At 43.6% G+C, this 26388-nt stretch carries 34 protein-coding genes and 1 riboswitch; of the genes, 10 read left to right on the top strand and 24 right to left on the bottom strand.

Annotated elements, in window-relative coordinates; translation table 11 throughout:
- Positions 1–10 precede the first annotated feature (10 nt).
- Positions 11–1276 carry a molybdopterin molybdotransferase MoeA gene (locus BLV00_RS14625; RefSeq protein ID WP_093045707.1) on the bottom strand — a complete coding sequence of 422 codons (1266 nt, stop codon included), beginning with the start codon at positions 1274–1276 and terminating at the stop codon, positions 11–13.
- Positions 1277–1524: 248 nt separating this feature from the next.
- On the opposite strand from BLV00_RS14625, the gene BLV00_RS14620 reads away from it, so the two are divergent.
- Positions 1525–2874 (top strand): dihydrolipoyl dehydrogenase family protein, encoded by a 1350-nt coding sequence (locus tag BLV00_RS14620; RefSeq protein ID WP_176791579.1) that lies wholly within the window; start codon positions 1525–1527, stop codon positions 2872–2874.
- A gap of 64 nt (positions 2875–2938) precedes the next feature.
- On the opposite strand, the gene BLV00_RS21725 is transcribed toward BLV00_RS14620, so the two are convergent.
- From BLV00_RS21725 to BLV00_RS14615, 4 genes are all read right to left on the bottom strand, one after another.
- Positions 2939–3073 carry a YrzI family small protein gene (locus BLV00_RS21725; protein ID WP_143030732.1) on the bottom strand — a complete coding sequence of 45 codons (135 nt, stop codon included), beginning with the start codon at positions 3071–3073 and terminating at the stop codon, positions 2939–2941.
- Between the two features lie 124 nt (positions 3074–3197).
- Positions 3198–3332: a hypothetical protein gene (locus BLV00_RS22565; RefSeq protein ID WP_281243047.1), complete on the bottom strand. Its 135-nt coding sequence runs from the start codon at positions 3330–3332 to the stop codon at positions 3198–3200.
- 114 nt (positions 3333–3446) lie between these two features.
- Complete coding sequence (locus tag BLV00_RS22045; protein WP_176791576.1) at positions 3447–3584, bottom strand: hypothetical protein; 138 nt, start codon at positions 3582–3584, stop codon at positions 3447–3449.
- 434 nt (positions 3585–4018) lie between these two features.
- Positions 4019–4561, bottom strand: coding sequence for an HD domain-containing protein (locus BLV00_RS14615; protein ID WP_093045705.1), 543 nt, complete (start codon positions 4559–4561; stop codon positions 4019–4021).
- A 301-nt stretch (positions 4562–4862) separates the two neighbouring features.
- Here BLV00_RS14615 and BLV00_RS14610 point away from each other — a divergent pair, with 301 nt between their 5' ends.
- Together BLV00_RS14610 and BLV00_RS14605 are read left to right on the top strand one after the other, a co-directional pair.
- Positions 4863–5195 carry a hypothetical protein gene (locus tag BLV00_RS14610; protein WP_093045704.1) on the top strand — a complete coding sequence of 111 codons (333 nt, stop codon included), beginning with the start codon at positions 4863–4865 and terminating at the stop codon, positions 5193–5195.
- A 262-nt stretch (positions 5196–5457) separates the two neighbouring features.
- Positions 5458–6021, top strand: a complete 564-nt coding sequence (locus tag BLV00_RS14605) for an FAD-dependent oxidoreductase (RefSeq protein WP_093045703.1) — start codon at positions 5458–5460, stop codon at positions 6019–6021.
- An 80-nt stretch (positions 6022–6101) separates the two neighbouring features.
- Here the strand turns inward: BLV00_RS14605 and BLV00_RS14600 are convergent, their stop codons facing one another.
- The 4 genes from BLV00_RS14600 to corA all read right to left on the bottom strand — a co-directional run bounded on the left by BLV00_RS14600 (position 6102) and on the right by corA (position 8875).
- Positions 6102–6371: an OsmC family protein gene (locus tag BLV00_RS14600; protein ID WP_093045702.1), complete on the bottom strand. Its 270-nt coding sequence runs from the start codon at positions 6369–6371 to the stop codon at positions 6102–6104.
- Positions 6372–6566, bottom strand: a complete 195-nt coding sequence (locus tag BLV00_RS14595; protein ID WP_093045701.1) for a hypothetical protein — start codon at positions 6564–6566, stop codon at positions 6372–6374.
- Between the two features lie 186 nt (positions 6567–6752).
- Complete coding sequence (locus BLV00_RS14590; RefSeq protein ID WP_093045700.1) at positions 6753–7244, bottom strand: hypothetical protein; 492 nt, start codon at positions 7242–7244, stop codon at positions 6753–6755.
- 686 nt (positions 7245–7930) lie between these two features.
- Positions 7931–8875: a magnesium/cobalt transporter CorA gene (gene corA / locus BLV00_RS14585; RefSeq protein WP_093045699.1), complete on the bottom strand. Its 945-nt coding sequence runs from the start codon at positions 8873–8875 to the stop codon at positions 7931–7933.
- A gap of 140 nt (positions 8876–9015) precedes the next feature.
- On the opposite strand from corA, the gene BLV00_RS14580 reads away from it, so the two are divergent.
- Complete coding sequence (locus BLV00_RS14580; RefSeq protein WP_093045698.1) at positions 9016–9621, top strand: GNAT family N-acetyltransferase; 606 nt, start codon at positions 9016–9018, stop codon at positions 9619–9621.
- A 264-nt stretch (positions 9622–9885) separates the two neighbouring features.
- On the opposite strand, the gene BLV00_RS14575 is transcribed toward BLV00_RS14580, so the two are convergent.
- The 15 genes from BLV00_RS14575 to rsgA form a co-directional block, all read right to left on the bottom strand.
- A complete protein-coding gene (locus BLV00_RS14575; RefSeq protein ID WP_093045697.1) occupies positions 9886–10875 on the bottom strand; it encodes a nuclease-related domain-containing protein in 990 nt (329 codons plus the stop codon).
- Between the two features lie 150 nt (positions 10876–11025).
- Positions 11026–11805, bottom strand: a complete 780-nt coding sequence (locus BLV00_RS14570; RefSeq protein WP_093045696.1) for an energy-coupling factor transporter transmembrane component T family protein — start codon at positions 11803–11805, stop codon at positions 11026–11028.
- Positions 11780–13477, bottom strand: a complete 1698-nt coding sequence (locus tag BLV00_RS14565; protein ID WP_093045695.1) for an ABC transporter ATP-binding protein — start codon at positions 13475–13477, stop codon at positions 11780–11782. The genes BLV00_RS14570 and BLV00_RS14565 overlap by 26 nt, the downstream gene beginning before the upstream one ends.
- Positions 13464–14048 carry an ECF transporter S component gene (locus BLV00_RS14560; RefSeq protein ID WP_093045694.1) on the bottom strand — a complete coding sequence of 195 codons (585 nt, stop codon included), beginning with the start codon at positions 14046–14048 and terminating at the stop codon, positions 13464–13466. The genes BLV00_RS14565 and BLV00_RS14560 overlap by 14 nt, the downstream gene beginning before the upstream one ends.
- Complete coding sequence (locus BLV00_RS14555; RefSeq protein WP_093045693.1) at positions 14041–14646, bottom strand: YkoF family thiamine/hydroxymethylpyrimidine-binding protein; 606 nt, start codon at positions 14644–14646, stop codon at positions 14041–14043. Before BLV00_RS14555 ends, BLV00_RS14560 begins: the two co-directional genes overlap by 8 nt.
- Positions 14647–14733: 87 nt before the next feature.
- Positions 14734–14836, bottom strand: a riboswitch (TPP riboswitch).
- A 67-nt stretch (positions 14837–14903) separates the two neighbouring features.
- Entirely contained in the window at positions 14904–15683 is a 780-nt protein-coding gene (locus tag BLV00_RS14550; RefSeq protein ID WP_093045692.1) for a sulfite exporter TauE/SafE family protein, read from the bottom strand.
- 92 nt (positions 15684–15775) lie between these two features.
- Positions 15776–16003, bottom strand: coding sequence for a sulfurtransferase TusA family protein (locus tag BLV00_RS14545; protein WP_093045691.1), 228 nt, complete (start codon positions 16001–16003; stop codon positions 15776–15778).
- Positions 16004–16066: 63 nt separating this feature from the next.
- Entirely contained in the window at positions 16067–17194 is a 1128-nt protein-coding gene (locus BLV00_RS14540) for an MBL fold metallo-hydrolase (RefSeq protein ID WP_425441686.1), read from the bottom strand.
- An 18-nt stretch (positions 17195–17212) separates the two neighbouring features.
- Positions 17213–17764 (bottom strand): sulfurtransferase TusA family protein, encoded by a 552-nt coding sequence (locus BLV00_RS14535; protein WP_093045689.1) that lies wholly within the window; start codon positions 17762–17764, stop codon positions 17213–17215.
- A 54-nt stretch (positions 17765–17818) separates the two neighbouring features.
- Positions 17819–18115 carry a rhodanese-like domain-containing protein gene (locus tag BLV00_RS14530; RefSeq protein WP_028782538.1) on the bottom strand — a complete coding sequence of 99 codons (297 nt, stop codon included), beginning with the start codon at positions 18113–18115 and terminating at the stop codon, positions 17819–17821.
- Between the two features lie 17 nt (positions 18116–18132).
- Positions 18133–18501, bottom strand: a complete 369-nt coding sequence (locus tag BLV00_RS14525) for a rhodanese-like domain-containing protein (RefSeq protein WP_093045729.1) — start codon at positions 18499–18501, stop codon at positions 18133–18135.
- Positions 18502–18652: 151 nt separating this feature from the next.
- Positions 18653–19219: a class I SAM-dependent methyltransferase gene (locus BLV00_RS14520; RefSeq protein ID WP_093045688.1), complete on the bottom strand. Its 567-nt coding sequence runs from the start codon at positions 19217–19219 to the stop codon at positions 18653–18655.
- Positions 19220–19275: 56 nt separating this feature from the next.
- Positions 19276–19506 (bottom strand): glutaredoxin family protein, encoded by a 231-nt coding sequence (locus BLV00_RS14515; RefSeq protein WP_093045687.1) that lies wholly within the window; start codon positions 19504–19506, stop codon positions 19276–19278.
- 29 nt (positions 19507–19535) lie between these two features.
- Positions 19536–19925, bottom strand: coding sequence for a DsrE/DsrF/DrsH-like family protein (locus BLV00_RS14510; RefSeq protein WP_028782534.1), 390 nt, complete (start codon positions 19923–19925; stop codon positions 19536–19538).
- A gap of 280 nt (positions 19926–20205) precedes the next feature.
- The gene (gene rsgA, locus BLV00_RS14505) at positions 20206–21246 is read right to left on the bottom strand and encodes a ribosome small subunit-dependent GTPase A (protein ID WP_245728981.1); all 1041 of its coding nucleotides are present in this window, start codon (positions 21244–21246) and stop codon (positions 20206–20208) included.
- Between the two features lie 740 nt (positions 21247–21986).
- On the opposite strand from rsgA, the gene BLV00_RS14495 reads away from it, so the two are divergent.
- The 6 genes from BLV00_RS14495 to BLV00_RS14470 all read left to right on the top strand — a co-directional run bounded on the left by BLV00_RS14495 (position 21987) and on the right by BLV00_RS14470 (position 26049).
- The gene (locus tag BLV00_RS14495) at positions 21987–22175 is read left to right on the top strand and encodes a hypothetical protein (protein ID WP_093045685.1); all 189 of its coding nucleotides are present in this window, start codon (positions 21987–21989) and stop codon (positions 22173–22175) included.
- A gap of 81 nt (positions 22176–22256) precedes the next feature.
- A complete protein-coding gene (locus BLV00_RS14490) occupies positions 22257–22529 on the top strand; it encodes a YrhK family protein (protein ID WP_176791573.1) in 273 nt (90 codons plus the stop codon).
- Positions 22530–22648: 119 nt separating this feature from the next.
- Positions 22649–23377 (top strand): hypothetical protein, encoded by a 729-nt coding sequence (locus tag BLV00_RS14485; protein ID WP_093045683.1) that lies wholly within the window; start codon positions 22649–22651, stop codon positions 23375–23377.
- Positions 23378–23395: 18 nt separating this feature from the next.
- Positions 23396–24133 (top strand): oxygen-insensitive NADPH nitroreductase, encoded by a 738-nt coding sequence (gene nfsA / locus BLV00_RS14480; RefSeq protein ID WP_093045682.1) that lies wholly within the window; start codon positions 23396–23398, stop codon positions 24131–24133.
- 99 nt (positions 24134–24232) lie between these two features.
- Complete coding sequence (locus BLV00_RS14475) at positions 24233–24976, top strand: NAD-dependent protein deacylase (protein WP_093045681.1); 744 nt, start codon at positions 24233–24235, stop codon at positions 24974–24976.
- Between the two features lie 71 nt (positions 24977–25047).
- Positions 25048–26049, top strand: a complete 1002-nt coding sequence (locus tag BLV00_RS14470) for an aldo/keto reductase (protein ID WP_093045727.1) — start codon at positions 25048–25050, stop codon at positions 26047–26049.
- Positions 26050–26388 lie beyond the last annotated feature (339 nt).

Raw genomic sequence — 26388 nt, 5'->3', positions numbered from 1 at the left:
GGTTAAGGAGCTATTTGAATGCTGCCTGACCGGAAGGGTCCTCAAGCAAAATCGCCTGGACGGCATCCCCGGCTTTAAAGCCTCTTGTGCCACCAGGAAGCATAATTAATGCATCTGTGTTCGCCAGTGTGGTAACAACTGCTGATTTGTCCATACCTGCAGGGCTTACAAGTACCTTCCCGTCTTCGTAATGGATAAATCCACGGACAAACCTCGTAAATGGATTCGGTTTTGGAAAATCTTTGCCGAGCACGGCATCAATTTTCCGATGATAAGGTTTTTCCACTCCGGCAAACCGCTGGATGACCGGATATGCATATAATTCAAACCCTACATAACAAGCAGAAGGGTTGCCGGAAAGACCGAATAACAGCTTGCCATCTTTCTCAGCTACAGTAGTGACACTGCCCGGGCGCATGGCTATTTTATTGAATAACACTTCTGCCCCTAATTTGTCATAAATGTCCGGCATCAAATCAAAATCACCGACAGAAACTCCACCGGTAGTTATTAAAGCATCCACTTCAGAAAAAGCTCTGGAAACAGCCTGATAGCACGTATCGAAATCATCTTCCAGCTTGCCATAATATTTCACATGGCCGCCTGCCCGCTCGATTTGGGCAGCTATCATATAAGCGTTCGAATTTCTGATTTTACCTGGCTGTAGCTCTTCATCAACATCCAGTAATTCCGTACCTGTCGCAAACAAACCGATCACCGGCTTTTTTCCTACCTTCACAGTTGGATAGCCAAAAGTTGCAAGTAGCGCCTTTACGCCAGGATTAATTCGTGTCCCTTTGTTAACGAGCACATCACCGAGTGATGTTTCCGATCCTTTCTCGATGATGTTCTGTCCTTTTTCCATTTGCCGCTTGATCGTCATATAGTCCATACTATCTTCTTCATAGGTCTGACAAATTTCAAACATGGCGACACAGTCGGCGCCTTCCGGGATTTCTGCGCCAGTCATGATGCGAACGGCTTCCCCATGTTCAATCGCACGGCTGGACTGATGCCCTGCCCCCACTTGTTCGATGACGCGGAAAGTCACAGGTTTGTCAGAGCCGGCTTCTGCCGTATCTTCTGCCTTAAGCGCAAATCCGTCATAAGGTGATTTATTAAAAGGCGGGATTGGATGCGAGGCAGTGATTCCTTCAGCTAAGATTCTATTTTCACACTGATCGATGGCCACCTCTTCCCAACCACCGAATCGTTCATACTCCATGACTTTTGCTACTGCATCCGTTACCGGAATCGGTTTGCGATCGAATTTCATTAGTAAAACAATCCTTTCCCTTTGGCCCATCTATTGGTAATTCTTCTTATCTGTCATTCTAACGTAAATCTGCTTTATCTTGTAAAGATATGATTCATAGCAACATTTCCCTCATTATAACAGCCGCTATCTTTCTTCCGAACGGTGAAATTTTAACGTTTCATGAACACTTTAGACCTGTTGGAGCTGTTTTTTCTTAGGCATTTAGGGGTAGATTACTATTAAAAGGATTGATGGAGGGATGGAACATGAACACTACATACGATATGATCGTCATCGGTACCGGTGTAGCTGGCAGTACAGTAGCAACAAAAGCTCAGAAAGCGGGCCTCGAAGTGGCCATTGTTGACGAACGGCAATACGGCGGAACATGTCCTCAGCGCGGATGTGACCCGAAGAAAGTGATGGCGGGAATCAGTAAAATCGTTGATGATGCCAAACGGGTGAAAGGTTTGGGATTAGATGGAGACGTAACATTAAACTGGAAGGACCTCCAGGCATTTAAAAAGAAATTCACCGAACCGGTCCCTGAAGGTACAGAAGAGAAATTCAACTCTTTGGGCATCAGACGATACCATGGCACAGCGAGTTTCCTCGACCCTCACACTTTAAAAATCGGGGAACACAATGTGACAGCTAAATATATTGTAATAGCAACGGGGGCCAAACCAGCTGACCTTCCATTTGAAGGATTTGAACATTTGGTTACCAGTGACCAATTTTTAGAGATGGAAGAATTGCCAGACCGTCTCTTGTTCGTCGGAGGAGGCTATATTTCATTTGAGTTCGCTCAGCTGGCAGCACGTCTGGGAAAAGACGTCCTCATTGTCCATCGTGGTCGTAACGTTCTGGAGAATCATGATTTTGAGATGACTAATAAACTGATCGAGCACACGAAAGATTTAGGTGTGGAAATCCATACCAACACCGAAGTGACAAAAGTTACAAAGCTCGACTCCGGTTATAAAATAGATGTAAAAAAGTTCAATCACGAACATGCATTGAAAGCAGATATGGTGTTCCATGGCGCTGGACGGGCGCCCAATATCGAGCACCTGGAACTTGCCAACGCGGGAATCGAATTTTCGAAACAAGGAATCAAAGTGAACGAAAACCAGCAATCGCTGCCACATCCTCACATATACGCAGCGGGAGACTGTGCGGATACCGTGCTTCCACCACTTACGCCGGCTGCAGGAGAAGAAGGAACACGCCTGGTCAGTCATATTCTGGATGACAAACCCATGGCCCCTGTCCAGAAACCGGTACCTTCCATCGTTTTCACTTATCCTGTACTCGCTTCGGTAGGATTAAGTCAGCAGGAAGCACGGGAAAAGAATATCCCATACGAATCGGAGTCAAAAACGATCACGAAATTTTTCACGTACCAACGAACGAAAGAGCCAGGAGCCTATGTAAAAATATTGCTGAACCCTTCTACAGGGGAAATTCTTGGAGCACACTTTTTATCAAGTGAAGCCGAGCACCTGGTCAACATTTTCGCGTTAGCTATCCAGCAAGGGCTGACAAAACACGATTTGAAGTCTGTTCTCTGGGGCTATCCGACTGCGGAAAGCGATATCCCAAGCTTTTTCTAATTGTATAGTCCTCTCATATAAAAGAAGGCGGGATCCATCAGCATTGGATCCCGCCTTCATATTATCAATAATTAATTTGTTTTAATTTAATATTTTCCAATCGCCGCTGCACTTGTTGCTGATGCAGTTCTTCTTTGACTATCTCATGCTCCGGGCGTTTGACGATAGAGATATTGAAAAATAATATACTTAATTTCATGAGAAAATTCCCCTTCCGATCGTTTCATTATTCCAGCTAAGCGCTATCCTTCTCCACATTTAACCATTCCATAAACCTTATCAATTTCATCATCGTCATTCATCCTTTCTGTTGTTCTTTAGTTTTATAGTTGAAAATGTTTCTGCTTGACATCTTCGATACGCTTACTGATTGCTTGTTGGCGTTGCTCTTTTCTTTCAAGTACTTCCCTTGGTTGTTTTTGAATGATAATCGTAAAAAATAACATATTAAGTCTCATGATTTTACCTCCCTTCTATCAGGGAATATCTAATCCGAATCCATCTCCTCTTGCGACCAGCCTGTGAAATTCATCAAGTATCCGTTCATGTTAGTCACTCCTCTCCCTTGTGGGTTAGAATTTTGATAAATACATCATTTTACGGTCAAACAATTCTTCTTCCGGTGTTCGATGGTACTTCGGATCTTTCGTCCCCTTCACTTTTTTTCTTTTTTCAATTCTAATAGTGAATATGAAAAATGGAATCGTCATAACACTCACCTCCTAAAAGTTGATATTTATAGTAAAAGATGTTTCCTACATCCTTTTACACACGTACAAAAGCGCAAGCGCCTTGCTAATAATTAATTTCCCACACAAGAAAAAGCCACAGGAGAATCCCGTGGCTTTTAACAAGCATCCCCATCAAACTGCCAAAATAGACAGTTGGGCATACTTACATTAAAAAACCACAAGTCAATCCTATGATCGACCTGTGGCTGATATGCACATTTTCATGATAGTCAGAATATTAAAACTTACCGCTCAGCTGAGGTCGATCGTATCGCTTTATTTAATTGATGGAAGTAAAGAGTGATGTTTTTCATTGGATTCGACCTCGCTTTCTGAGAAATTTTTCTTACAAAGGAAATTATATATAAAGACTCAATAAAAGTAAAGCCTATTTTTGAAATAAGTTATACTATTTATCCTGTTGTAGGATGCCTGGCATCTCCTGCCAGGTAATCAGCAATCTTTATATCCAGCTTTCGCAGCAGCTTGATTGCTTCTTGGCGTGACATTTCTTTGTAGTGATGCATCCCGCCGGGCTGTTCGTCCATCGTATCCGCCTCCGCCACCACTTTCTGTAGTTCCGTCCGTTTTCCTTCCACGTCAAATGGCAGATAACTATCCGTGTGAAGAAGTACCGCCAATGACACTTCTTTTGCCACCAGACGATCCTCACCAAGACGAATCAATAGTTTATGGGCGCGCTCTGCTCCTTTGATCGCATGGATATCATGTCGCCGGTATTCCTCATAATCCCATTTTCCATCACGATACCATTCGTAGTGTCCCATATCATGAAGCAATGCCGCTTTTGCGGCTAAATCGACGCTTACTCCCCGCTCTGCGGCAAGATCGAATGCATTATATGCAACGGAGACGGCATGATTGACACCCGATCGTTGCAGATATTTCTGTGTCACGCGATGTTTGAATATCGTCTCTAATGTTACCTTCGACATAGAAACCCCTCCGCCTGAATTTTTTATAGACAAATATAGCATGCTGTTTGCAGTTGAACAAGTTATTTTATCTATGCCCGTGAAACAATACTTTAAACGCTTTTGTGAAAAAGAGAACAAAGGGGGCATTCCCTTCTCCACTGCTTGAATTTTATGCAAACTTGTCAGGAAGGGTTACGGCATCTACCTCTATACGGGCAGATAGTACTATTTGCTGTTATTGATGTTTGACAGCCACTCATGCAGGGTAACTTTTAACCAACACAACAAAAAGCGTTAAATAAAATATGAGGTGATTAGATTGAAAGAACTAACATCCTATCAAGTACATTTGAACCAGGCGGTAACTACATCTGAAATTATAAATATCCATAAATTTGTAAGTAACAGTGATTATGAAATTTATTTGCATCAGGATCAACTGATTGCCGATGTCACCATTATGCCAAAGTTAATGTCCTTCTTTTTACTGGCAAACACAAAGAAGCCGATCAAAATGATTATTGATGGCGACAACACAGAATTTGCTTATCAAAAACTCCAGAATATTTTAAGTAAACATATCAAGCAGTCTGATCAACGTGTGAAGTACAGTGCCTCTACGGCAGACAAACAAATTTCTATTGTGGTATAAATCATTAATTGGTTAATAGGTCGATTACAGTGTAGCAGCTATGAAACATTGATTTACTCGGTATCATATTAATTTATTCTCAGCGATAACTCCTCTGAAGAGGGGATTATCACATAAATCATCCTTTTCTCCATCTTAAGGACAACGCCCGGCTGGATATCCAGTCGGGCGTTGTTCATGTTGCTAAGGGTTAATATTTTCCAAAAAAAACATGGTTCGTTATAATAAGAAAAGAATACGCTTACACAAAGGAGAGAGGTATATGGTTGATATAGCAATTATTGGTGCAGGACCAGCCGGCGCAAGTGCCGCATTGTTTGCAGCAAAAGCAGGAAAAAATACGGTGATGTTCGACCATGGGAAAAGCATCACAGCAAAAGCATGGGTGGAAAACCATTATGGGGTAAAAGAAATGGAAGGTCCGGAACTTTTGAAAACCGGGCAGGATCAAGCAAAGAAATTCGGAGCTGAGCTCAAAGATGAAGAAGTAATTTCTATTGAAGAAAGCGACTCCGGTTATACGGTAAAAACGCAAAACGACAGCTATGAAGCGACACACGTTATTTTTGCAACCGGCATGTCAGCTAAACTCGCAGAAGAATTCGGCCTGTCTATTGAAGAGGGAAGCGAACCACGGGTAGCGAAAGTCATTAAAGCAGACCCTCAAGGCAAGACAGATAAGAAAAATGTCTGGGCAGCAGGTACCGTTGCAGGAGTAAGTGTCCATACCATCATCACTTCCGGACATGGTGCTCATGTTGCTATCAACGTCATTAGTGAATTGAACGGCGAACGCTACGTCGATCATGATATCCTGAAAAAATAATCCGGGCTAAATTGAACGTCCAAGCCTATCAAACATAAATAGACCGCTCTGTTGAGCGGTCTATTTGGATCATCTACCCTTTATATTTCTTCGATATCCCAGTCATGCTCAAATTGGACGCACCCCTTCAGGGTTTGAGCAACCGGACAACTTTGCTCGAATACAGCTAAAGCTCTTTCAGCCGCATCCCGTTTTCCTTCCGGTATCTTTAATTGATAATGACAGCGGATTTTGGTGATTTTCAACACCCCATCTGGTGCTTCGATCACCCCTTCAAAGCTGCCTCGCAGTTTATCAGGAAACGTTGGTATTTTACGCGCCTCCAGCGCGCCAGATAATGTTCCAGTCAGTCAGCCACCTGCTGCTGAAACAATGTGATCCAACGTGGATGGATGTTCTGTTTCAGGGACTGCCTTGTAGAAATCCTTGACTCCGCCGTGTACCCCATAATGGACCGGCTCCTCAAAATCTGCAATATAAGCACGTCGGTTCGGCCGTTCCTCCTGAATGATCGTTATCCTGGAAATTTCGATAGGATCGCTCACTTTTTAGTATACCCCCTTGAACATTCATAATAATAGAAATATTCCCTTTCCAGGTGAGGAATAAACATCCAATTTTCATTCGGATTCCAACGCGTGCAAGTCAATGACATAAGACAGTTATTATGGCACAAAAAAACAGTATCTCCTGTTCAGAAGGTACTGCCTTTTTAGAGATCGCTCTCACCTTTATACCGGCCAGACGACTTTTCTTAAGAATTCATGAAATACAAGTACCACGAAGCAAAATAAAAATAATTTGTTATACGACTCACTATCTTTTGCCAAGGAGATGAACAGCCAGCCAGTCATTAAAATGAAAGAAATCAGCGATAAAATCTCCAGATACTGAACTTTTTCTTCTGTACCTAACATCATCATGACCATCCAGCCCATCAAAGCTGCCATCAACCCGTGCACGATTGCAGGCCACTGCAGGGTATCCTGGAAACCAAAGGCAAGGCTGAGCAGGCCGGCAACCACTCCCCCTATCACCAGCACAACTACGAGGGATGTTAAGAATAAAGATGACAGACTGCTCACATATAAGATGATTACCATGATGACAGCAGTACTGACAGCATGATGGTGACTTTCTGTTTCGAATTTCCTTAATTGAAAAATAACCATAAACGTTACGAGTGATAAGGTTACGATCAACAATATCATTGAAGAATGCATCTGTAATTCCCCCCACTGCATCTTATGCAAGGAGAGTATCGGACATGCACACCGGAAAAACCCACTTGAATATTTATCAAGTGGGCTTCCTGTTATCGGGGACGGCGAGTTTCAACTTGTTTAGAAATTTCATACTCATTGAAATACATAACCTCACATCCTTTTCTTTATTTTTACCAATCAAATGTGCCGTCTTTGCATTTCGATCCAGACATCACGATAGGGGTTAGATTTCGTTTTCTCGATCCATTTTTTTAAAAAGTTCATGCTTATCTCCTCCGTTTGCTTTTCTAAGTCTAAGTATAGGGACTTTTCATCTTTTCCATAACAGTCAGCGGAGTGATTATACTTCAGCCTTTAGACTGAACTTTTTATCGGACCAACAAAAGCGCAAGATCCTTGCTCACCCCCGACAAGCTAAGTCAAGCCTCGCCGTGACGTTCTCTGTCACAGAAAGGATTGACTTAAGACCTCGAGGGGGTAGGCGCTGGCCGATGAAAACGTCACGTCCTCAAAAAAGACTTTGTCTTTTTCTGGGAAGTACTTTCAAAGAAGTAGTTCTAGTGTGGCAACATCGGCACTTGCACGTCCTGTGCGGCGGAGCTGGATGTAACCTGCAAAAAAGGTGCCCGCTTCCTTCTGTAAGGAAACGGGCACCTGGGAGGCATTTGAATTCAGAAGCCGGTTTAACTAAACCAACCTTTGCTTTTAAACCAGATAATCATCGCTATAGACAGCACAATCATGAATATCCAAACAATTGGATAGGCATATCGTTCATCCAGCTCCGGCATGTATTCGAAATTCATTCCATAAACCCCAGCAATAAAAGTCAGTGGCATGAAAATCACGGAAATGACCGTCAGTACCTGCATTGTTTTGTTCTGCTGGTGTGAGGTTAACGATAAGTAGCTGTCCCGGATGTCCTGCGTCAAGTCACGATTGGATGCAATCACATCTGCCAATTTGATCAAATGATCGTGAACATCTGCGAAATACTCTTTCCCCTGCTTCACCCCATCGAGGTGCTGGGAGTTGAGGATACGATACAACAATTCACGCATCGGATGGACAGTCTGCCGCATAGTCAGCAGTTCACTACGCCGGTCGAACATTTGCTCCAGGAGCTTATCAATCGAAAGATTTTTCGTATTTTCTTCAATTTCGTTGATATGGTCTTCAATTTCATAAACAATTGGAAAATAATTATCGACGACGGCATCAAAGATATAATGTAACACATAGTATTCATCCCAGGTCGGCTGTTTTTTCTTGACCATCCGGATGATGTGATCCAATACCGGCAATTCCTGCTTATGGTACGTAATAATAAAGTCTTCGCCGAAAAAGATATCGATTTCCTGTTTTTTAAGTTCTTTGGCATCAATGGCATGGATGACGATCAAGGTATGATCATCATAGTAATCCATCTTCGGCCGCTGCAGGTCATGAATACAGTCTTCGATTGCCAGCGGATGAAAATCAAAATAACTGTCAAGGAGATCCGTCTCTGCTTCACTGGGCTGATCGAAATCGACCCAGTACCAACGGATATCATTTGTTTTCAAAGGTTCAAGCGAATTGTCTTCGATCAGTTCCCCTTGTTTTGTATAAGCGGTCAATTTCAACATATAAAAACCCTTCCTGCTTCTTCCTTTAACTTCTAATTATATTACCCAACTGCTGGTATACAAAACATGATTCCTGGATGGTTAAATACCTGAGCAAGTATGATAGGATAAAGAAGAAGGATTAACCTGGGGGTGGCTGGATGACCGCTAAAGAAAGCTTTCTTATTGGAAAGCGCGTCAAGTTGAGAAGCATCACGGAACAGGATCATGAACAATTATGGAAACTCATTTATAAAGATAAAGACCCGGAATGGAAAAAATGGGATGCCCCATATTATCCCCTCGAACCCCATACCCTGGACAGCTACCGAAGCTACGAACGGGCAAGAAAAGAGCGGCTCTCTCCCGATGAACCAGACTCACGGCTGATCATTGAAGTAGATGGGGATATTATCGGAACAGTTAGTTATTATTGGGAACACAAAGCCTCGCTTTGGCTTGAAGTAGGGATAGGCATTTACCGGCCGGAATATTGGAATGGCGGGTACGGTACTGAAGCATTGATCCTGTGGATCGATCACTTGTTTTCTGTTTTGCCGCTCGCTCGTGTCGGCTTAACGACCTGGTCAAAGAACGAGCGCATGATGCGTGTAGGAGAAAAACTAGGTTTGAAATTAGAAGGCCGGATACGGAAATGCCGTATTTATGAAGGAAAGCATTATGACGCCATCCGGATGGGGGTACTGCGTGAGGAATGGGAAGCGATCCACAGTACAATAGAAAAACAAATAGTTTCAAAGTTGTGAAATCCCGCTGACGCGGGATTTTTTCCTTTTTATTATGGCGGCAGAGCGGAATCTGGTTGCTACGGAGTAAAGCTATTCCTAGCGGGAACTCGCTTTAGAAAAGAACATACTAGACATTCGGTTTATATACTAGACAAACTTCAGTGGTTACTAGACAATAATAAAGATTTACTAGACAATTTCGAGGTTTTACTCGACAAAGTCGAAGTTTTACTAGACAAAATTTAAAATTTACTAGACAACAAAGCTGTTTTACTAGACAAATTAGTTAAGCAGATAGAAATAATCTTTCTGGTAGTCATAATTCAGGAAATATCTTCTACCCTTTATTCCCCCATTATGTTGCAACCCACTTCGCCCCAATATTTTACTCATAACTTGCTGGTCATCTAGCTGGAGAAGCCACCTGGCTTCCCTATTAGAGATTGTATCTTTGAATAACAGCTGAAAATCTTTGAAGGTTTCTAAGTGGCTATTTTTATTTTGATGGCCACACCCCCTGCATTCCCATATGCCATTTTTGCGAATCATAGGTAAGCCGCCACACGACTCGCAAATCACCCCAGGTACTATGTCGCTTGCTGTGAGTTTGTATTTCTTCATCATGTCGAGACGCAGCGGTTGGTTCTGTTTTTTCATACGTATTGCCAATTTTCTAATCTCATGCAATTCGAGGAGCGGGCGCTGATATTTTTGATGCAGGGTCTTAAATACTTCATTGAGTTTACCGGCATGGATGATACGGTCATCTACACAACTCTCTCCCACCCTTGTTAGGTGCACGTTGCTACTGACAAATACGACTAGCGTTTCTATTGGAATGCTCCTGATTTCTTGCTTGATCAGCCAGCTTTGTAATTGGAAAGCCTGGTTGTCAGCCTGGGCGATTGGATCCTTGAACGGACGGTTTTCACCATACCTTTCCTGGGTCATCTGACCGAATCCGTGGTCGAATCGGATAACCCCAGTAAGATTTTTCACTTCTACTATCAGAAAAAACTTATTCGTTAAGACCAGGGTGTCGATTTGAAAAAAGTTGCGGTTTTGCAACCTTACCCCGTGTAAAATGAAGCTTTCTTTCTCGTCCAGAAAATTTAAATGATAATCAAGTGCCAGCTCTCCGCGGTAACCGGACTGATACATAGCCAGGTCAGTTTTCACGCCGGCATATTGTGGATGGTCACTTGCCAATCGACGCTGAATGGCTAATAAATTCAGGAGGGCTTCAGGAACTTCATGGCTTTTGATAAGCATAGGAATCTTCCTTTTTAATAAAAGTAAAACGGACAATCTCCTCAGCGTCAAAAAGCTGAATTTCCAGTTTGGCCGCTTGTACCATCCTAAAAATTCAGCTTTCACCTAAGAGTATTGGCACTTCTCCTAGTCCATCATTCCATGACAAATTTACAATTGCCCATCATACCATTGGAAATATCCCCATCGGACGGAACAATACACACTTACTCCATATAAAGACAGCATCACGCCAAGAAATACCCAATCTTTAGGGGTTACTTTCATATTCCTGTAAAAGGTTCGTTCTTTGCTGCCTGTAAACCCCTTGGATTCCATAGCGATTGCTGTCCGCTCGGCTTTACGAATGGCGCTTGCTAACAGCGGGATGACATAGCGCTTCATCTCCTGCACCCGCCCGCTGATTCCCTTTCCCCTACGCACGCCACGGATGCGGTGAGCCATCCGGATTGCTTTCCATTCGGTCATCATCATCGGCAAAAAGCGATAACCGGCAAGCACTCCATAGGCAATTTTTGGCGACAGTTTCAATTGCTGCATCAGGCTGAGCAGGAATTCGGTTTTATTTGTCGTCAGGATGAACAATAAGGATAACAAAGCAAAACCAAGTACTCTCAATGCCAGTGAGATGGCTACTTGAAAATCAGAGTGAGAAAAAGTTAAAAACCCGAGGTCAACGATAGTTCCTGCCTGGCTGCCGGTATCCGCGAAAATAAGTGTCGTCCAAAAAAAGCCGAAAGCAATAATCAAGAATGGCACAAAATAAAGCGACCAGATCTTCCATGACACACGCCCGAATAAAAATGTGAGGATTACTACCCCACTGGAAAAGAGGAGCGGGGTAATCGGGTCGAATACAAAGGCCAGCAGGAACACAGCCAATACTATCGTTATCGCCTTCATGCTAGGATTGAGTTCCTGTAAATTCATAATTGCCCTCCCTCTTTCTTGCTGCTTCTTCAAGCCTCACGCGAAACGGTTTTTGCAAATGATGCTGTTCCAGCCAATGATTATTTTTTTGCCACAGCTCAGAAGGGCTGCCTTCAAATGCCACTTTTCCCTTATCTACTACAATGACATGATCTGCATGCTGCTCGACGAGCTCCATGTCATGGGTGACCATCACCAGGGTGGTACCGGCTTGATTACGCGCTTCCAGCAAATCGATGATTTCAGCAGCTGCCCGCTCATCCTGCCCGAAGGTCGGTTCATCTAATATCAACAGGCTTTGGTGCTCAACCATCATGGTGGCGATGCTCAAGCGCCGCTTTTGTCCCTGACTCAATGTATAGGGATGACGGTCGGCATGCGTAAGTAAACCGTACCTATCAAGCAGATGGTTTGTTTTTTCAGTCAGTACTTTTTCTGGAATCTCCTGCAAACGCAAGCCAAAGGCAACCTCTTCAAAAACAGTATCAGCGACAAATTGATATTCAGGATTTTGAAAAACATAGCCGATTTCCTGCCATAACAAATGCTCCCGGTAATCAGCCATCGCTTTATTATTCAGCTGGATGTTACCTGTAGAGGAATGCAGCAGCCCTGCCATCAACAGACTCAGGGTAGTTTTCCCGGCACCATTGGCACCAATAATGGCTGCCCATTCCCCCTCTTTGATTTCGGTCGTTATATCTCCAAGGATATGTTTATAACCGATGTTTTGCAGGGACAGATGGGTCTCTCGTGAGGAGTCAATATACTTGGTCTCCGATAATAACTCGGCAGGCTTGTATTCCAGTGTCTCTGGTATATTGCCAGCCAGGGATTCCAGCCGGACAGGATATTCCCCGCCGAGTTCAATCAAGCCTTGATCACTCAACTCCTGAGCTGTCCGGAAAAGCTCAGGAACCCAAATCCCTTCGCTCTTGATGGCTTCGTAATGCTGATAAAAACCTTGAGCAATCGAGCCGTCATAAAATATTTCTCCCCGACTATTTATCAATAGACAACGATCACCATATGGGAGCCATTCATCTAAATTGTGTTCGATAATCAATAAGGCGAAATCATTTTCTTCTTGCAACTTAACTACTGTTTCAATAAACGAACGCCTGGCATGTGGATCGAGTAAGGAAGTCGGTTCATCCAAGATCAATAGTTCAGGTTCCATGGCTAACACACAGGCCAGTGCTAATTTTTGTTTCATTCCCCCGGATAAAGTGGAAATTTCCGCTTCTTTCACGTCCATTAAACCGACCATTTCGAGAGCCCGATCCACCTTTTCCCTAATTATCTCAGGAGCAGTTTTCAAATTTTCCAAACCAAAAGCTATTTCATCTTCGACGGTCAGCATGCAAAACTGGCTTTCCGGATCTTGAAAAACCACTCCAACCCGCTGGCTCAGTTCTCCTGCTTCGAAATTTTCAAAAGGCACACCTTGATAATAGCGTTTACCATTCATGCTTCCATCCAGTTCACCTGGATATAAACCGTTCAGGCAATACGTTAAGGTACTTTTTCCAGATCCGCTTGGTCCAAGGAGCAGTGCGGTTTCCCCGTGTGATAGGCAAAAATCAATCCCGTTTAACGTCGGAGATTTGGCCTCTTCATAATGTAGGGTGAGCTGATGCACTTCTATTAATGGCTTATCATGCGGCGCCATGTTTATTTCTCCTATGCTCTTTGCCAAGCTCAAAGTTGTACAGTACCCCTGTTTTCGCAAGTGCGTCGCTGATTGCTTTTCCAAGCAGTCCGGCGATGACTGCACCACTGATCAAGCGGGCAATAAACATGGCTGCAACATAGGGGCTTGCAAGTGCTGCATAACCAGACAGGAAGTAGCCCCAGACAAAACTGAACACAGCTGACCCCATCCCTGCTGCCATCAACACCCAAACGTTGTACATCCGGTACCTGGTTACAGCAAATACCGCTTCAGCCCCTAGTCCCTGGATCATCCCTGAAATGATCAGCATCGGTCCGACGGCATTCCCGAGCATCACTTCAATGATAGCGGCAATCGTTTCGGATAAAAAAGCGGCGCCCGGCTTCCGGATAATATAGGCAGCGATGATTGATACGATAAACCAAATACCAAAAATCAAATCGTAACCGATCGGACCGAAAAATCCGACCAGCAATTTCCCGACAGGAAGAAATGCTAAATAAACGACTGCGAATACGACAGAAAGTACGGACATGACAACTATTTCTCTCATTTTCCACTTATTCATCGTCTTCCCCCTTTTGATGGGATGGACTATTCGCAGAAATGGATGCCGTCATCACGACATGATCGTTATGTTCCTGGGTTGCAGTGAAGGCGTTTTCCAGTGTCGTAAAAATGTCATCCGCTTCCCCTTTCAGCTTAGTAGCATAATGGATGCCCTCAACAGTGAGTCCTCGTTGTTTGGCAGCTTCAATTTGTTCCATGATCTTATCCATGTAACTGTCAGAACCAAGCGGATACAGCGCAAAATCACAAGCGGCATATTGGTTTATCGCTATTGGGGTGTTTAATTTACGATTGTTTTCTGCCATATAGACATCGCCATCCGTATCACCCGGGCAGCCGATGGAATATGTGCCTGAAAAAGCTACATGATGGCCGGTCTTTGCAGCATGGGAAAAAATAGCTTCGGTGACATCGAAGACATGCGCAATTTTTCCTCTCACACACGTACTGACATCATCCGTTTCTAACCAGACCTTTGAGGTATCGACTTCCTTAAGAGCCGATAAAATGACATTCACGAAATCATCCGTCATCGGGTGTACCGAAAAGCGGCACCCTGCAATCCTGCTTGTTCCTTTACATACGTTATTTGACACGACATTCCCCTCCTTTTTATGCAACAAAAAAACTGCATCCACGGGGAATGCAGTTCAAAGGTTATCGTTGATAAAAAGGATACGTGTCACCTTGTCTCTGCACTTCCCCACGCTGGTATTATCCAGTTCGGGTTCTAAGGGTCAGAGTCTTGTGACTCCTCTCAGCTCAATCGCACCCCTAGTGCTCGAATCTTGCTATGCAGTTTTTTCATCTACTAGTAGCTTAATAGATTTCCAAACCTTTGTAAACATCTATTTTACAGTAATACGTCCCACCAGATTTTGATGGCTGTTCCGACAATTAAAGCTGCCAGAATACCCTGTAGTAACTTGGTATTCACTTTCTGTCCTGCTTTTGCTCCAAGCGGAGAAGCGATCAGACTGGCAATAATCATGATAATCGCTGGTACAAGAACTACCTGACCGGTCATCACTTTACCAATAGTGGAACCAATCGAAGAAAGGAAGGTTACTGCTAAGGAAGTTGCGATGGTGACGCGAGTTGGGATTTTCAGTACCGTCAACATGATTGGAACAAGCAGGAAAGCACCTGCCGCACCGACTATTCCTGCTGCAACCCCTACTGAAAAACCGGCAACGGCTGCAATAGTTTTATTGAAGGTCACCTCTTCAGGTGGTATGTCATCCACATTTTTACGTGGAATAAACATCATGATGGCTGCAAGTAAGGCAAGCACACCGTAGACTATCTGGATTCCATTTTCCCCCATGAACCTGGAACCATAGCTTCCGATGAAACTACCGACTAAAATACTGGCCCCCATATAAATGATGAGATCTTTATTCAAGTAACCGCCTTTACGGTACGCCCAGGCCCCGGCAATGGTAGCAAAGAACACCTGAACAGCACTGATTCCGGATACTTCGTGGGCAGTGAATGCAGCGAAACCTAACATCGGTGGTATATATAAGAGCATTGGGTATTTAATAATTGATCCGCCGATTCCTACCATACCTGATACGTAAGAACCTGCGAAGCCGATAAGAAAAATCGTGACGTAAAACCATAAATCCATTCTTTCTTCCTCCCTTATCTATAATGAAAGCCTTTCCAATTGGAAGGGGACAGCCATCCATTTACTGGAATGTCTGTCCCCCTTATTCTTTCTTAGCCTTTCTTGATCCAGAACTTAAGAACTTCCTCTTCTTCTGTTTGATCGACGAGTTCGTGTCCGCTGGAATCTGTCCAGGCTGCTAAGTCTGCTTTTGCACCTTTGTCTGTTGCGTGGATCTCAAGGATATCTCCTCTGTTCATTTCATCCATCGCTTTTTTCGTCTTTACGATTGGCATTGGGCATGCCAGACCTTTTGCATCTAGTACTTTATTTGCTTCCATGTTAGTACACTCCTTTTGTAAAATTAATGAGGGTTTCCCTCCGGAGTCCGGAGGGTTAAATTCTCAGGATACCGCGCAGCGGTTTGGTCCGATTTCCATTTCACGCTTTTCTTCTTCTTCAGGCGTTAGTTTACCCATGTTTACTTGGCGTATTTCCTGGTATGCGTTTGGTTGGGGCGGAAGATTTTCTGTAACCATCTTACGGAATTCGCCCTCGTCTTCCACATTCAAGCCTGTATTCACTTTGTAAAGTTCACCAAGTGGTGCGGATACTTTTCCGTCATCCTGTACTTCACTCATGTTAGCGAAGTGAGCTGGCAGCACTTCCAAGTCATCAGAAAGCTCTTTGTAACGGCTGTAAAGTGTCTCACGCAAGTCGCCTACCCAGTCTTCTGCAAGACCGGCAAGGTCAGGACGACCGATAGATTCTACGAATAGGATGTCACCAGTCAACAAGTATTTGTTGTCGACGATGAAAGAAGTAGATCCGATGGTGTGGCCTGGTGAATATACTGCCTGAGCAGCAACCTTCGTAGTACCGACAGTGATTTCATTGCCATCTTCAAGCTTGTTATAATCGAATTGAACTTCTGTTGCATCTTTCGGTGGCAGCCAGTATTGGGCACCAGTTTCTTCACGAAGTGCGCGGCCGCCGGAAATGTGGTCCGCGTGCAAGTGAGTGTCGGCTACCTGAACGATCTTCGCATTCTTTTCTTTCGCAAAATCAAGGTATGGCTGAATCATACGGTTCGAGTCGATGACCATTGCTTCACCATCAGAAATGACCATATAGGATAGGCAGCCTTTACCCAGACGGACGAACTGGTAAAGTTCACCGCCATCAGACATGTCGCCTACTTTAACCGGCTCCAGGTACTCACTCCAGGCTTTCATACCGCCTTTCAAGAAAGAAACTCCTGTCACGCCAGCTTCTTCAAGCAGGTCGGCAACCATCATGGAAGATCCTTCTTTTGCACAAACGACCAATACGTTTTCATTTGGAAGTTTATCCATGATGCTTTCTACACCATCTAATAGATCAAAGTAAGGTACGTTGATGACTTCAACACTGTCACCTTCGATTTTCCAGTCTGCGAATTCTTTTTGGTTACGAACGTCCAAAATGAACAATTCTTCTTTATCAATAACTTTACGCGCAATTTCTTGTGCCTTCATTGCCTTTGGCATCAATGACCCTCCAATTAGAATTTATTTTTCTACGTTTCCGTTCCAGTCTTTCATTCCCGGCGTCACGTTAAATACGTTGTAGCCTTTTTCTGCAAGTTTCTGAGCTGCCATGTCACTTCTGCTTCCTGTACGGCAGATAACATAGACTTCTTTATCTTTATCGATTTCGTCCGCTTTTTCGTCGAGTTCTCCAAGCGGTACAGATACGGCACCAGGAATGTGGCCGAATTCATATTCCGCCGGTTCACGGACATCCAGTACGGTAATATCGTCATTCAGTCTGCCTTCCAAATCTTCATTGGAAACTACCTGGTCATGTTTTTTCTCTGGCTTATTTTCTGAGTCTGTGCTTTTGCGTACATAGTGGTACAATACATCGCCATCTTCTTTATGACCGAGGTATTGGTGACCCATGTTTTCAGACCATGCTTCCAGGTCTGCGATTGAACCGCGATCCGTTGCCTGAATTTCAAGCACGTGGCCAGGTTCGAGATCAGTCATTGCTTTTTTCGTTTTTACAATCGGCATTGGGCAAGCTAAGCCCTTGGCATCTAGTACTTCATTTACTTTCATTGGAAAATACCTCCTATTTTAGGTGAAAGTTTATTAAAAGTTTACATGACGGGATTATTCGACATCCCCAGTCCAGGACATCATTCCGCCTTCCATATTGGTAACATCGTATCCATATTGATCAAGGAACTGTGTCGCTTGACCGCTTCGGCCGCCGGAACGGCAAACCATGATATAATCTGTGTTTTTATCTAATTCATCTTTACGGAACTCAAGCAAGTGAAGCGGGATATTCACCGCACCAGGAATTTTACCCTGGCTTACTTCGCCGACTTCACGAACGTCAACGATATTCAATTTTTCGCCTTGTTCCATTTTTTGTTTTACTTGTTCTGCAGTTAAACTTTTCATCTGTGAATATCCTCCTTTTAACCTCTCCAGGCGTTCATGCCACCTTGGACATTAATCACTTTTTCAAAGCCTTTCTTTTTCAGCATGCGAGAGGCTGCTGATGAACGGCCGCCACTCTGGCAGATAACATAGACAGGCTTTTCCTTATTGAGTTGATCTGCTTGATTTCCTAATTGCTGAAGCGGAAGGTTGTTGAATCCTTTAATGTGATTGGATTTGTATTCCCCAGGCGTACGGACATCAATGAACTGTTTATCCTTCTTCTGTTTCATTTCATCCTTCAATTGGGAAGTTGTAATCTGATCGACACCTTTTGCCGGCATCAGCCTTTTTGCCAGGAATCCAATCAGAAATGCTACTGCTATTATCGTTATTAATGTTTCCATTTTCTCATTACCCCTCTTCATCATTACCATAACCCCTAAGGGTATAGTGTAAACTTATTTTTTTAAAAGTCAACCCATGAAATTCTTGGCAAACTTTTAAAAAAATAAGTGGAGCGGGTGGAGGAAGCGGTTTGCTCCCTCGTACCCTTATTTATTTAGTGGCAACAATAAAGTATACATCCTTATTGAGCTTGCCGACTTTTACAGAAAAACCGGCTTGCTCGACTTCATGGGCCAAATCCTGTGACGGAATCCGCTCATGGAGTGGTGGTCCCTGATCCCCTTCAACCTTTTCCCAGTCCAACACTACAAACATACCGTGTTCCGGAAGAATTCGGTAGACTTCCTGCAGCGTTTGATCCAGCTTTGGAACTTCATGAAGAACAAATGCTGCAACGGCACGTTGAAATGAACCATCAGGGAAATTGAGACGATCCACTCCACTTGGCATGCGATCAATATTCGCAATACCAGCTTCTTCCGAACGTTCTGCCAGCATCTCCAGCATTTCCGGCTGGATGTCAACCGCGGTTACGCGGTCACTTGTTTCTTTTGCTATCGGTATTGTCAAATACCCGTTTCCTGCTCCCAATTCAATGACTTTTTCATCGCCATTCAAATCAAGAAGCCTGATGACCTCCTCAACAGGAACGGTTTCCTGTCGTTTTGGATCGAGCAATTTTTCGGCTTTCTCATGTGAAAACATTTTACCGGCCATACAAATCTCCTTCCATCACGCCGAAACGGGTAATCGACATGGTCCAATTACTGCTCTTACTGTTTCGGCAAATATTTCAAGAATGTTTCTGGATCGAATCCGATAATCCATTGACCGTCGATATTGGTTTGTGGTACGCCCATTTCACCAGTCGTTTCCACTAACTTTCTCGCAGCCTCTGGATCTTTTTCCAGATTGACTTCATCATAATTGACACTCATCTGATCAAGAAATTGTTTGACCATGGTGCAATAAGGACATGTGCTAGTTGTATATACTGTTACCATTTACTCCACTCCTTTAAACCTTAGTATAATTAGAATGTTAGAGAAACATCCGCGTCTTTAGCAAAGTTTAGGAAAGTTGCTGCGCCGCCAACTTCGATTCCGTCAACGAAGTCTTCTTTAGTAAGACCCATAACGTCCATGGTCATTTGGCAAGCGATGAAGCGTACGCCCATCTCTTGAGCCATTTCAACTAGTTCAGGGATGGATGGTACATTTGCTTTTTCGAAACCTTCCTGGAAGTGTTCTGTTCCTTCTGGCATTGGAAGCTGCTTATGAGCATCCTTGTGGATCAAGTTCAAACCTTCGAATGTGAAGAATACAGCAGTTTCCCCATCGTAAGTTGCAGATGCGTTTGCAATATTCAATACCTTGTAAGCGTCGAACGCTCCACCGTTTGCTGCGATAATAGCTGTTTTCATTTAAAATTCCTCCTTGAGAATGTTATTAATATTTTCACCGTCTAGAAGTTGAAAACCTCTAATACCCCGGCGGGTTTAATACCCTGATATGTATATTAAATCATATCACCAAAATAGTCAAGGGGGTATGCTTGAACTTTTTTAAAACTTTTTTAAATGGCTTTTAAAGCTTGATACAAAGCGGTTTTTCATTAAATTCTCCGAGGCAGGCACATAAGAAACAGGTACCCAACCACGTATATAAAAAGGATAACAGAAGAACTGTTATCCCTCAAACATTTTACTTTTTACTATTTGGACGATGAAGAATTCTGTTAGCTTTGTGGGTCCCATACTTGGCTTTAAGGTCCAGGCGTTCAATCTCCCGCTGCATTTTCCAATAATTCTTCAGCCTCTCTTCCGTTAATCTGCCATCCTTTATCGCTTGTTGGACTGTACACCCTGGCTCGCTCCCATGGCTGCAATCCCGAAACTTACATTGACTGCTATAGGCTTCGATATCGTAAAACGTCGAATGCACACCATCAGCTTCTCCCCATAACTGCAGTTCACGCATCCCCGGTGTATCTAGAATGAGCGGCCCTCCCGGAACTAAAAACATTTCCCTATGGGTAGTCGTATGCTTTCCTTTATGATCTTCTGCCCGGACTTCCTGGGTTTTCTGGACCGTTTTTCCGACTAGACGATTAATCAAACTCGATTTACCAACACCGGAGGAACCGATCAATGCAATCGTCATCCCTGGGGTGAACTTTTCGATCAAAGAATCGAATCCAACTCCCTGAAGTGTGTCGACAGGATATACCGATACTCCCGGAGCTATCTGTTCCACCTCAGCTGTCTGCCTGTCAGGATCGGATGCTAAATCTGCTTTTGTCAATACAATAATGGGTACCGCTCCGCTTTCATACACCTGCATCAAGTAACGTTCGATCCTTCGCAGGTTAAAGTCCTGATCCATACTACTGACAATCCAGACATCATCAATATTAGCAGCCATCACCTGCTCCTGATAGGTATTTCCCGCGGCATGTCTTGTCAATAACGTCCTCCGTTCAAGCCGCTGGTGGATAACCGCCTTATCCTCGCCTACCTGTGGTTGAAATAGAACCCAGTCTCCAACACAGGGATAATCTCCTTGCACCTCTGCTTCAAAACGATACTTACCAGAAAGTTGGCCTGAAAAGGCTTTTTCCGGAGTCTGGATGGTATAAAACCCTTTCCCTGCTTTGGTAATTCGACCGACAGGAGTTTCTTTTCCTATTGTTTGTGTTTGAAAGAAGCTTTCGTAACCAAGTGTTTCCCATGTGATTTTTTCCAATAAAGTTCCTCCTAGGTTGGGAGGTTACTGTATCAAGTACCCCCCCTGGTTGTTTTGTTGTTTATTATTGTGGTGGTTGTACGCTCCAAATTTGCTCATAAAACATCACGCTCCTTTACTTGTTATTTTCATTATATCAGAACCTTTATATGAGTTAATGTCTCCTTGCTTTCTAATATATAAAGGAAGGGATTCTTTCTACAGGAGGTTACTTTTCTTATAGATTGCATTTCCTTTGCTGAGAGCGCATTCCCCTCGTTCGTAAGCGCATTTCCTTCGCTGAGAGCGCATTCCCCTCGTTCGTAAGCGCATTTCCTTTGCTGAAGGCGCATTCCCCTCGTTCGTAAGCGCATTTCCTTCGCTGAGAGCGCATTCCCCTCGTTTGTAAGCGCATTTCCTTCGCTGAAGGCGCATTCCCCTCGTTTGTAAGCGCATTTCCTTTGCTGAAGGCGCATTCCCGCTCGTTCGTAAGCGCATTTTCCCCACACGTCTGTTAGAGGACTATTAGGACGTATAGTCGAAGACTTGATTCCGAGTCTTCTGATAGTAATGGAGCTCAGTTGAAACAGCACTTAGTAAACAAAGCCCCATTTAAATAGTCCTTAAGCATTATGCAGCTTTACAAAAACGTAACGAAACATCTCAAGAATCACCCCGTATTTCCCTTTTATTGTCATAATGGGTTACCGTCTGCATATTTCGGGAACTTGATTAACATACTAAAGCAAGGAGGGTTGAACATGATCTGGTTAATGTTTTTAGTACCCCTTGCCCTACTCATCGCTATTGCCATCTATATTGAGAAAAGAGGCAACAAAGCAGTCGCAGATGCTGATATGACGATCCAGGATAAAGAAATGCTGACCGAAGAATACTTGGATCGCAGCGCACAAAGTGAAGTCCACAGTCCCAAAAACAAGAATATATAAACAAGGAACGCCCTGCATACAGGGCGTTTTTTTCTTTTACATAAAGCGAAACTCTATGTAATGAAGAGAAGGAGGCGAAATATGGTACGAAAAAGGAAAAATCATACCATCCTAACACTAAGGAAACATCGGCTATATTTCGAAAAACCAGATGAGCTATTTTATTTGTTTACGCAATTTTTGATGGGGATATGCTTTTTGGCAGGTAGTATTCTGTTTTATTTTGAAGCTCCTATTAAACATGCAGGTACCTCATTATTTGTACTGGGAAGTATACTTATACTGCTCCACCCTTCACTCCATATCTTCCGCAAAATCCATCTATCTAAAAAAGACCATGATGAACAAAAATAATAAACCGGGCCAACTTCTTTCCTATAATATAGAGGCTGGTTTTTCTACTTGGAAGTTGTTGTAATTCCCCCTTGGTAGTGGTAATTTTTAATAGAGAAGAATAATAGAGGAGCTAAAAAATGAAACATGTGTTATTTTTCATGGTGTTGGGTATGGTGTTGGTATCCGCAAGCTGCTCACCCGATCAAGGGCAAGCCACGGAAGAAAAGATGGACGTGAAACAAGAAGAGGTCAGTCCCAAGGTAGAAGAAGAAAAAAGAGACGACGACGAAGCACCGGAAAAATATCGAATCCAGCTCGGAGAAGAAACATTTACGTTCGATTTAAAAAAACATCCGATTTTGAATAATTTTTTAAGTGCTTCATCAAACCCTGGAGCGAAGCTTGCGACAATGACCTTCATTCCAATCACGATGAACGAACATTCTGATAAAGCCCTGATCGAGTTCGCTTGTCATGAAGGACGCTGTTCCTACTTATTGATCGACTTCTCCGAGGAAGTATCAATCTTGATGGCCGATTTAGCCAAATTGGAACAGGTTCAAGTATCACACGACAGCCTGATCGCGATGAAATTCAGCAGGAATAATCAGCAAGGGGTTACGACCAACCACGTTGAAGCAGCTGATTTAAAGACACTGTCTGAAAAGAACTTCTCTATCGATTCGGATGCTTATCCAGGGGTAAGCTACGAAGCTTATCTTTTTCCAATTGAGAATATGAAATGGACCGAGTCCGGCGAATTGGCGATTCATATTCCGAAAGTGGAGAATTACGCTTCCTATAATCTTGAAAACTGGAAGTCCAAGGGATCACCTACTACCGAACTCATAATGACTATCAATTAGCTATAAAGGAGAATCACCATGAATGAAATGATCGAAAACTTATTAAGCCACCGCTCCATACGTAAGTTCAAATCCAAACGACTGAACCAGCAGCAAATTGAAACGATCGTTTGCAGCGCACAGCACGCATCCACTTCCAGTTATATGATGGCTTACTCCATTATTGGTGTTACGGATGATAGTAAAAAAGAACGATTAGCCGAGATTACCGGGCAATCCTATGTGAAACACAACGGACATTTCCTGATTTTTTGCGCAGACTTGAACCGGGTGACCATCAAAGCAACAAATGATGAGTACGAAAATATGCTGGATAACCTGGAAAACAGTGAACATTTTCTCGTTTCAGCCATTGATGCGGCACTTGCTGCCCAAAATGCTGCCATAGCTGCTGAATCCATGGGACTTGGCATCTGTTATATCGGAAGTATCCGCAACAATATTGCTGCAGTGGATGAACTTTTCCATTTGCCAAAACATGTCATCCCTTTATTCGGCATGGCCATCGGCTACCCTGCCCACCATCCAGAATCCAAACCACGCCTTCCGATCGATGCCGTCTATTTTGAAAATGGCTATCAGGACCATGAAGATGCGTTGGATCGATTCGATGAAAAAATCGGAAATTATTATGCGAAGCGTTCTGAAAACAACCGAAAAGACACGTGGACCGATCAGATGAAGCGGCGTTTCCAGAAGACGATCCGGATGGATGTCACAAATCACGTGAAAAATAAGGGCTTCAATAAAAAATAGTAACCCAATCAGGTCTCCTTACTTACAAGGGGACCTGTTTTTATAGCCATAGGAATTTATAATATAATACAGCTACGAAGATGCATTCAGGAGGGATTTATGGTGCAACAACTTAAACGAATCGCTGAAAAATTACAGCAGGCAAATTCAATCGCCGTACTTACAGGCGCAGGAGTATCTACTGCCAGCGGCATTCCTGACTTCCGCTCCAGTCAGGGATTGTGGACGGAGAATCATGCACGTGAGTATTACATGTCGAATCGGTACTTTTACAAAGACCCCGAAGACTTCTGGGATAAGTATAAAAGCATCTTCCGACTGAAACTGCTGAAAAATTATCAACCAAACCACGTCCATGACTTTTTAAAAAAGCTGGAAGACCACGCCAAAGATGTGGCTGTCATTACTCAAAACGTGGACGGTCTTCATCAGCTTTCGGGGAGCAGTCGTGTGATCGAATATCATGGAACCTTGAACCAGGCAACCTGCCCTGCTTGCGGCACGTCTTATTCATTGGATTACGTGATGGCGTATGACATCCCCCATTGTCAGGAAAGTGGATGCGGAGATGTCCTGAAGCCTGATGTCGTACTGTTCGGCGATATGATTACAGCCCATGATCAAGCGGAAGCGGTAATCGACAAGGCCGAGGTCCTGCTTGTTATGGGCACGTCTTTATTCGTCACTCCATTCAACCTGCTTCCAGAATACGCAGCTTATCTCGGAAAACTGGACACGATTATGATAAATGGGGAACCCACAGACAAAGATTATTTATTCGATTATGTCGTTCACGATGATCTGAGCAGGACAGTGAAAGAGCTTAACAAGTTGATGGAATAAATCCGCTACGATTAAAGTGCTCCTATAACGGGAAGAGCGTAAGAGAGACTTGCAGTATGGGAGTGATAAGCTTGGATAGAATTCAAATCAGCAACACAGACATGAAAGCAAGCCGGATCGGTCTTGGCACATGGGCGATCGGCGGCTGGATGTGGGGTGGCACGGATGAAGAAGAATCCATCCGCACCATTCATACCGCACTAGATAAAGGCGTGAATTTGATCGACACAGCACCGGTCTATGGCTTCGGCAGATCTGAAGAAATCATCGGGAAAGCGGTGAAGGAACATGGAAATAGAGATGACATCATTCTTGCTACCAAAGTGGGATTAGACTGGAAAGATGAACAGCCATTCCGTAATGGAAGCAAGGAACGGATCCATCAGGAAATCGAGGATTCTTTGCGTCGGTTACAGACGGATTATATCGATATCTATCAGGTCCACTGGCCGGACTCCGTAGCTCCGATTGACGAAACAGCGGAAGCGTTGAATTACCTTTATAAACAAGGAAAAATAAGAGCGATCGGAGTCAGCAACTTCACACCCGAACAAATGGATTATTTCCGTGAGGCCGCACCACTACACACATTGCAGCCGCCATATAATCTATTTGAACGGGAGGCGGAAAATGACCTCCTCCCTTATGTGCAGGAAAACCATATGACTTCCCTATTATATGGATCGTTATGCCGCGGCCTATTGTCCGGCAAAATGACGAAAGAACGTAATTTTGAAGGCGATGACTTAAGGAAAGAAGATCCAAAGTTCCAGTCCCCGCGATTTGACCAATACTTGTCTGCAGTAGACGAGCTCGATAAACTGGCGCAGGACCGCTTCGGGAAACGTGTCTTACACTTAGCATTGAAATGGGTAATCGAGCAGCCTGGCGCCAATATTGCCTTAATGGGCGGTCGTCGCCCCGACCAGATGGCTCCAATTGATGAACTGGATTTTGAAATCGACGACGAAAGCATGCATGATATTGATGAAATCTTGATGAGACATATCAAAGATCCAGTGGGTCCTGAATTCATGGCTCCCCCTGATAGACAACAACTTGGAATCAAATAACGAGGTACAGAAGGTCCGGTGTGAAACCGGCCCTTTTTATATTCTCAGTTCGTTCTGGAAAGAGGGGATATACTAACGATATATTATTTCTCCTGCCTGACCTTCTCTTCTGACGGCCTGAACTTTCTACCTAACGTACCTTCCTTCTATACTAACGCCCTGAACTTCTCCCTTAGCGCGTCTGCTTTCTGCCCTAACGAGCAAAACTTCCGACCTAACCTTACCGCCTTCCTCCCTAATGTTTGAACAGTATCTCTAAAATATAGGAAAAAGTAATGTTCGACTCTGGTTATAATATCCTATCTTTCAAGATTTTTATTGTATTGGTTACTTTTGTAT

The sequence above is a fragment of the Thalassobacillus cyri genome, from assembly GCF_900107755.1.
Lineage (GTDB): Bacteria > Bacillota > Bacilli > Bacillales > Halobacillaceae > Thalassobacillus > Thalassobacillus cyri.
The sequence above is the reverse complement of the archived record's forward strand: the minus strand, read 5'-3'. Positions and strand labels throughout refer to the sequence as shown.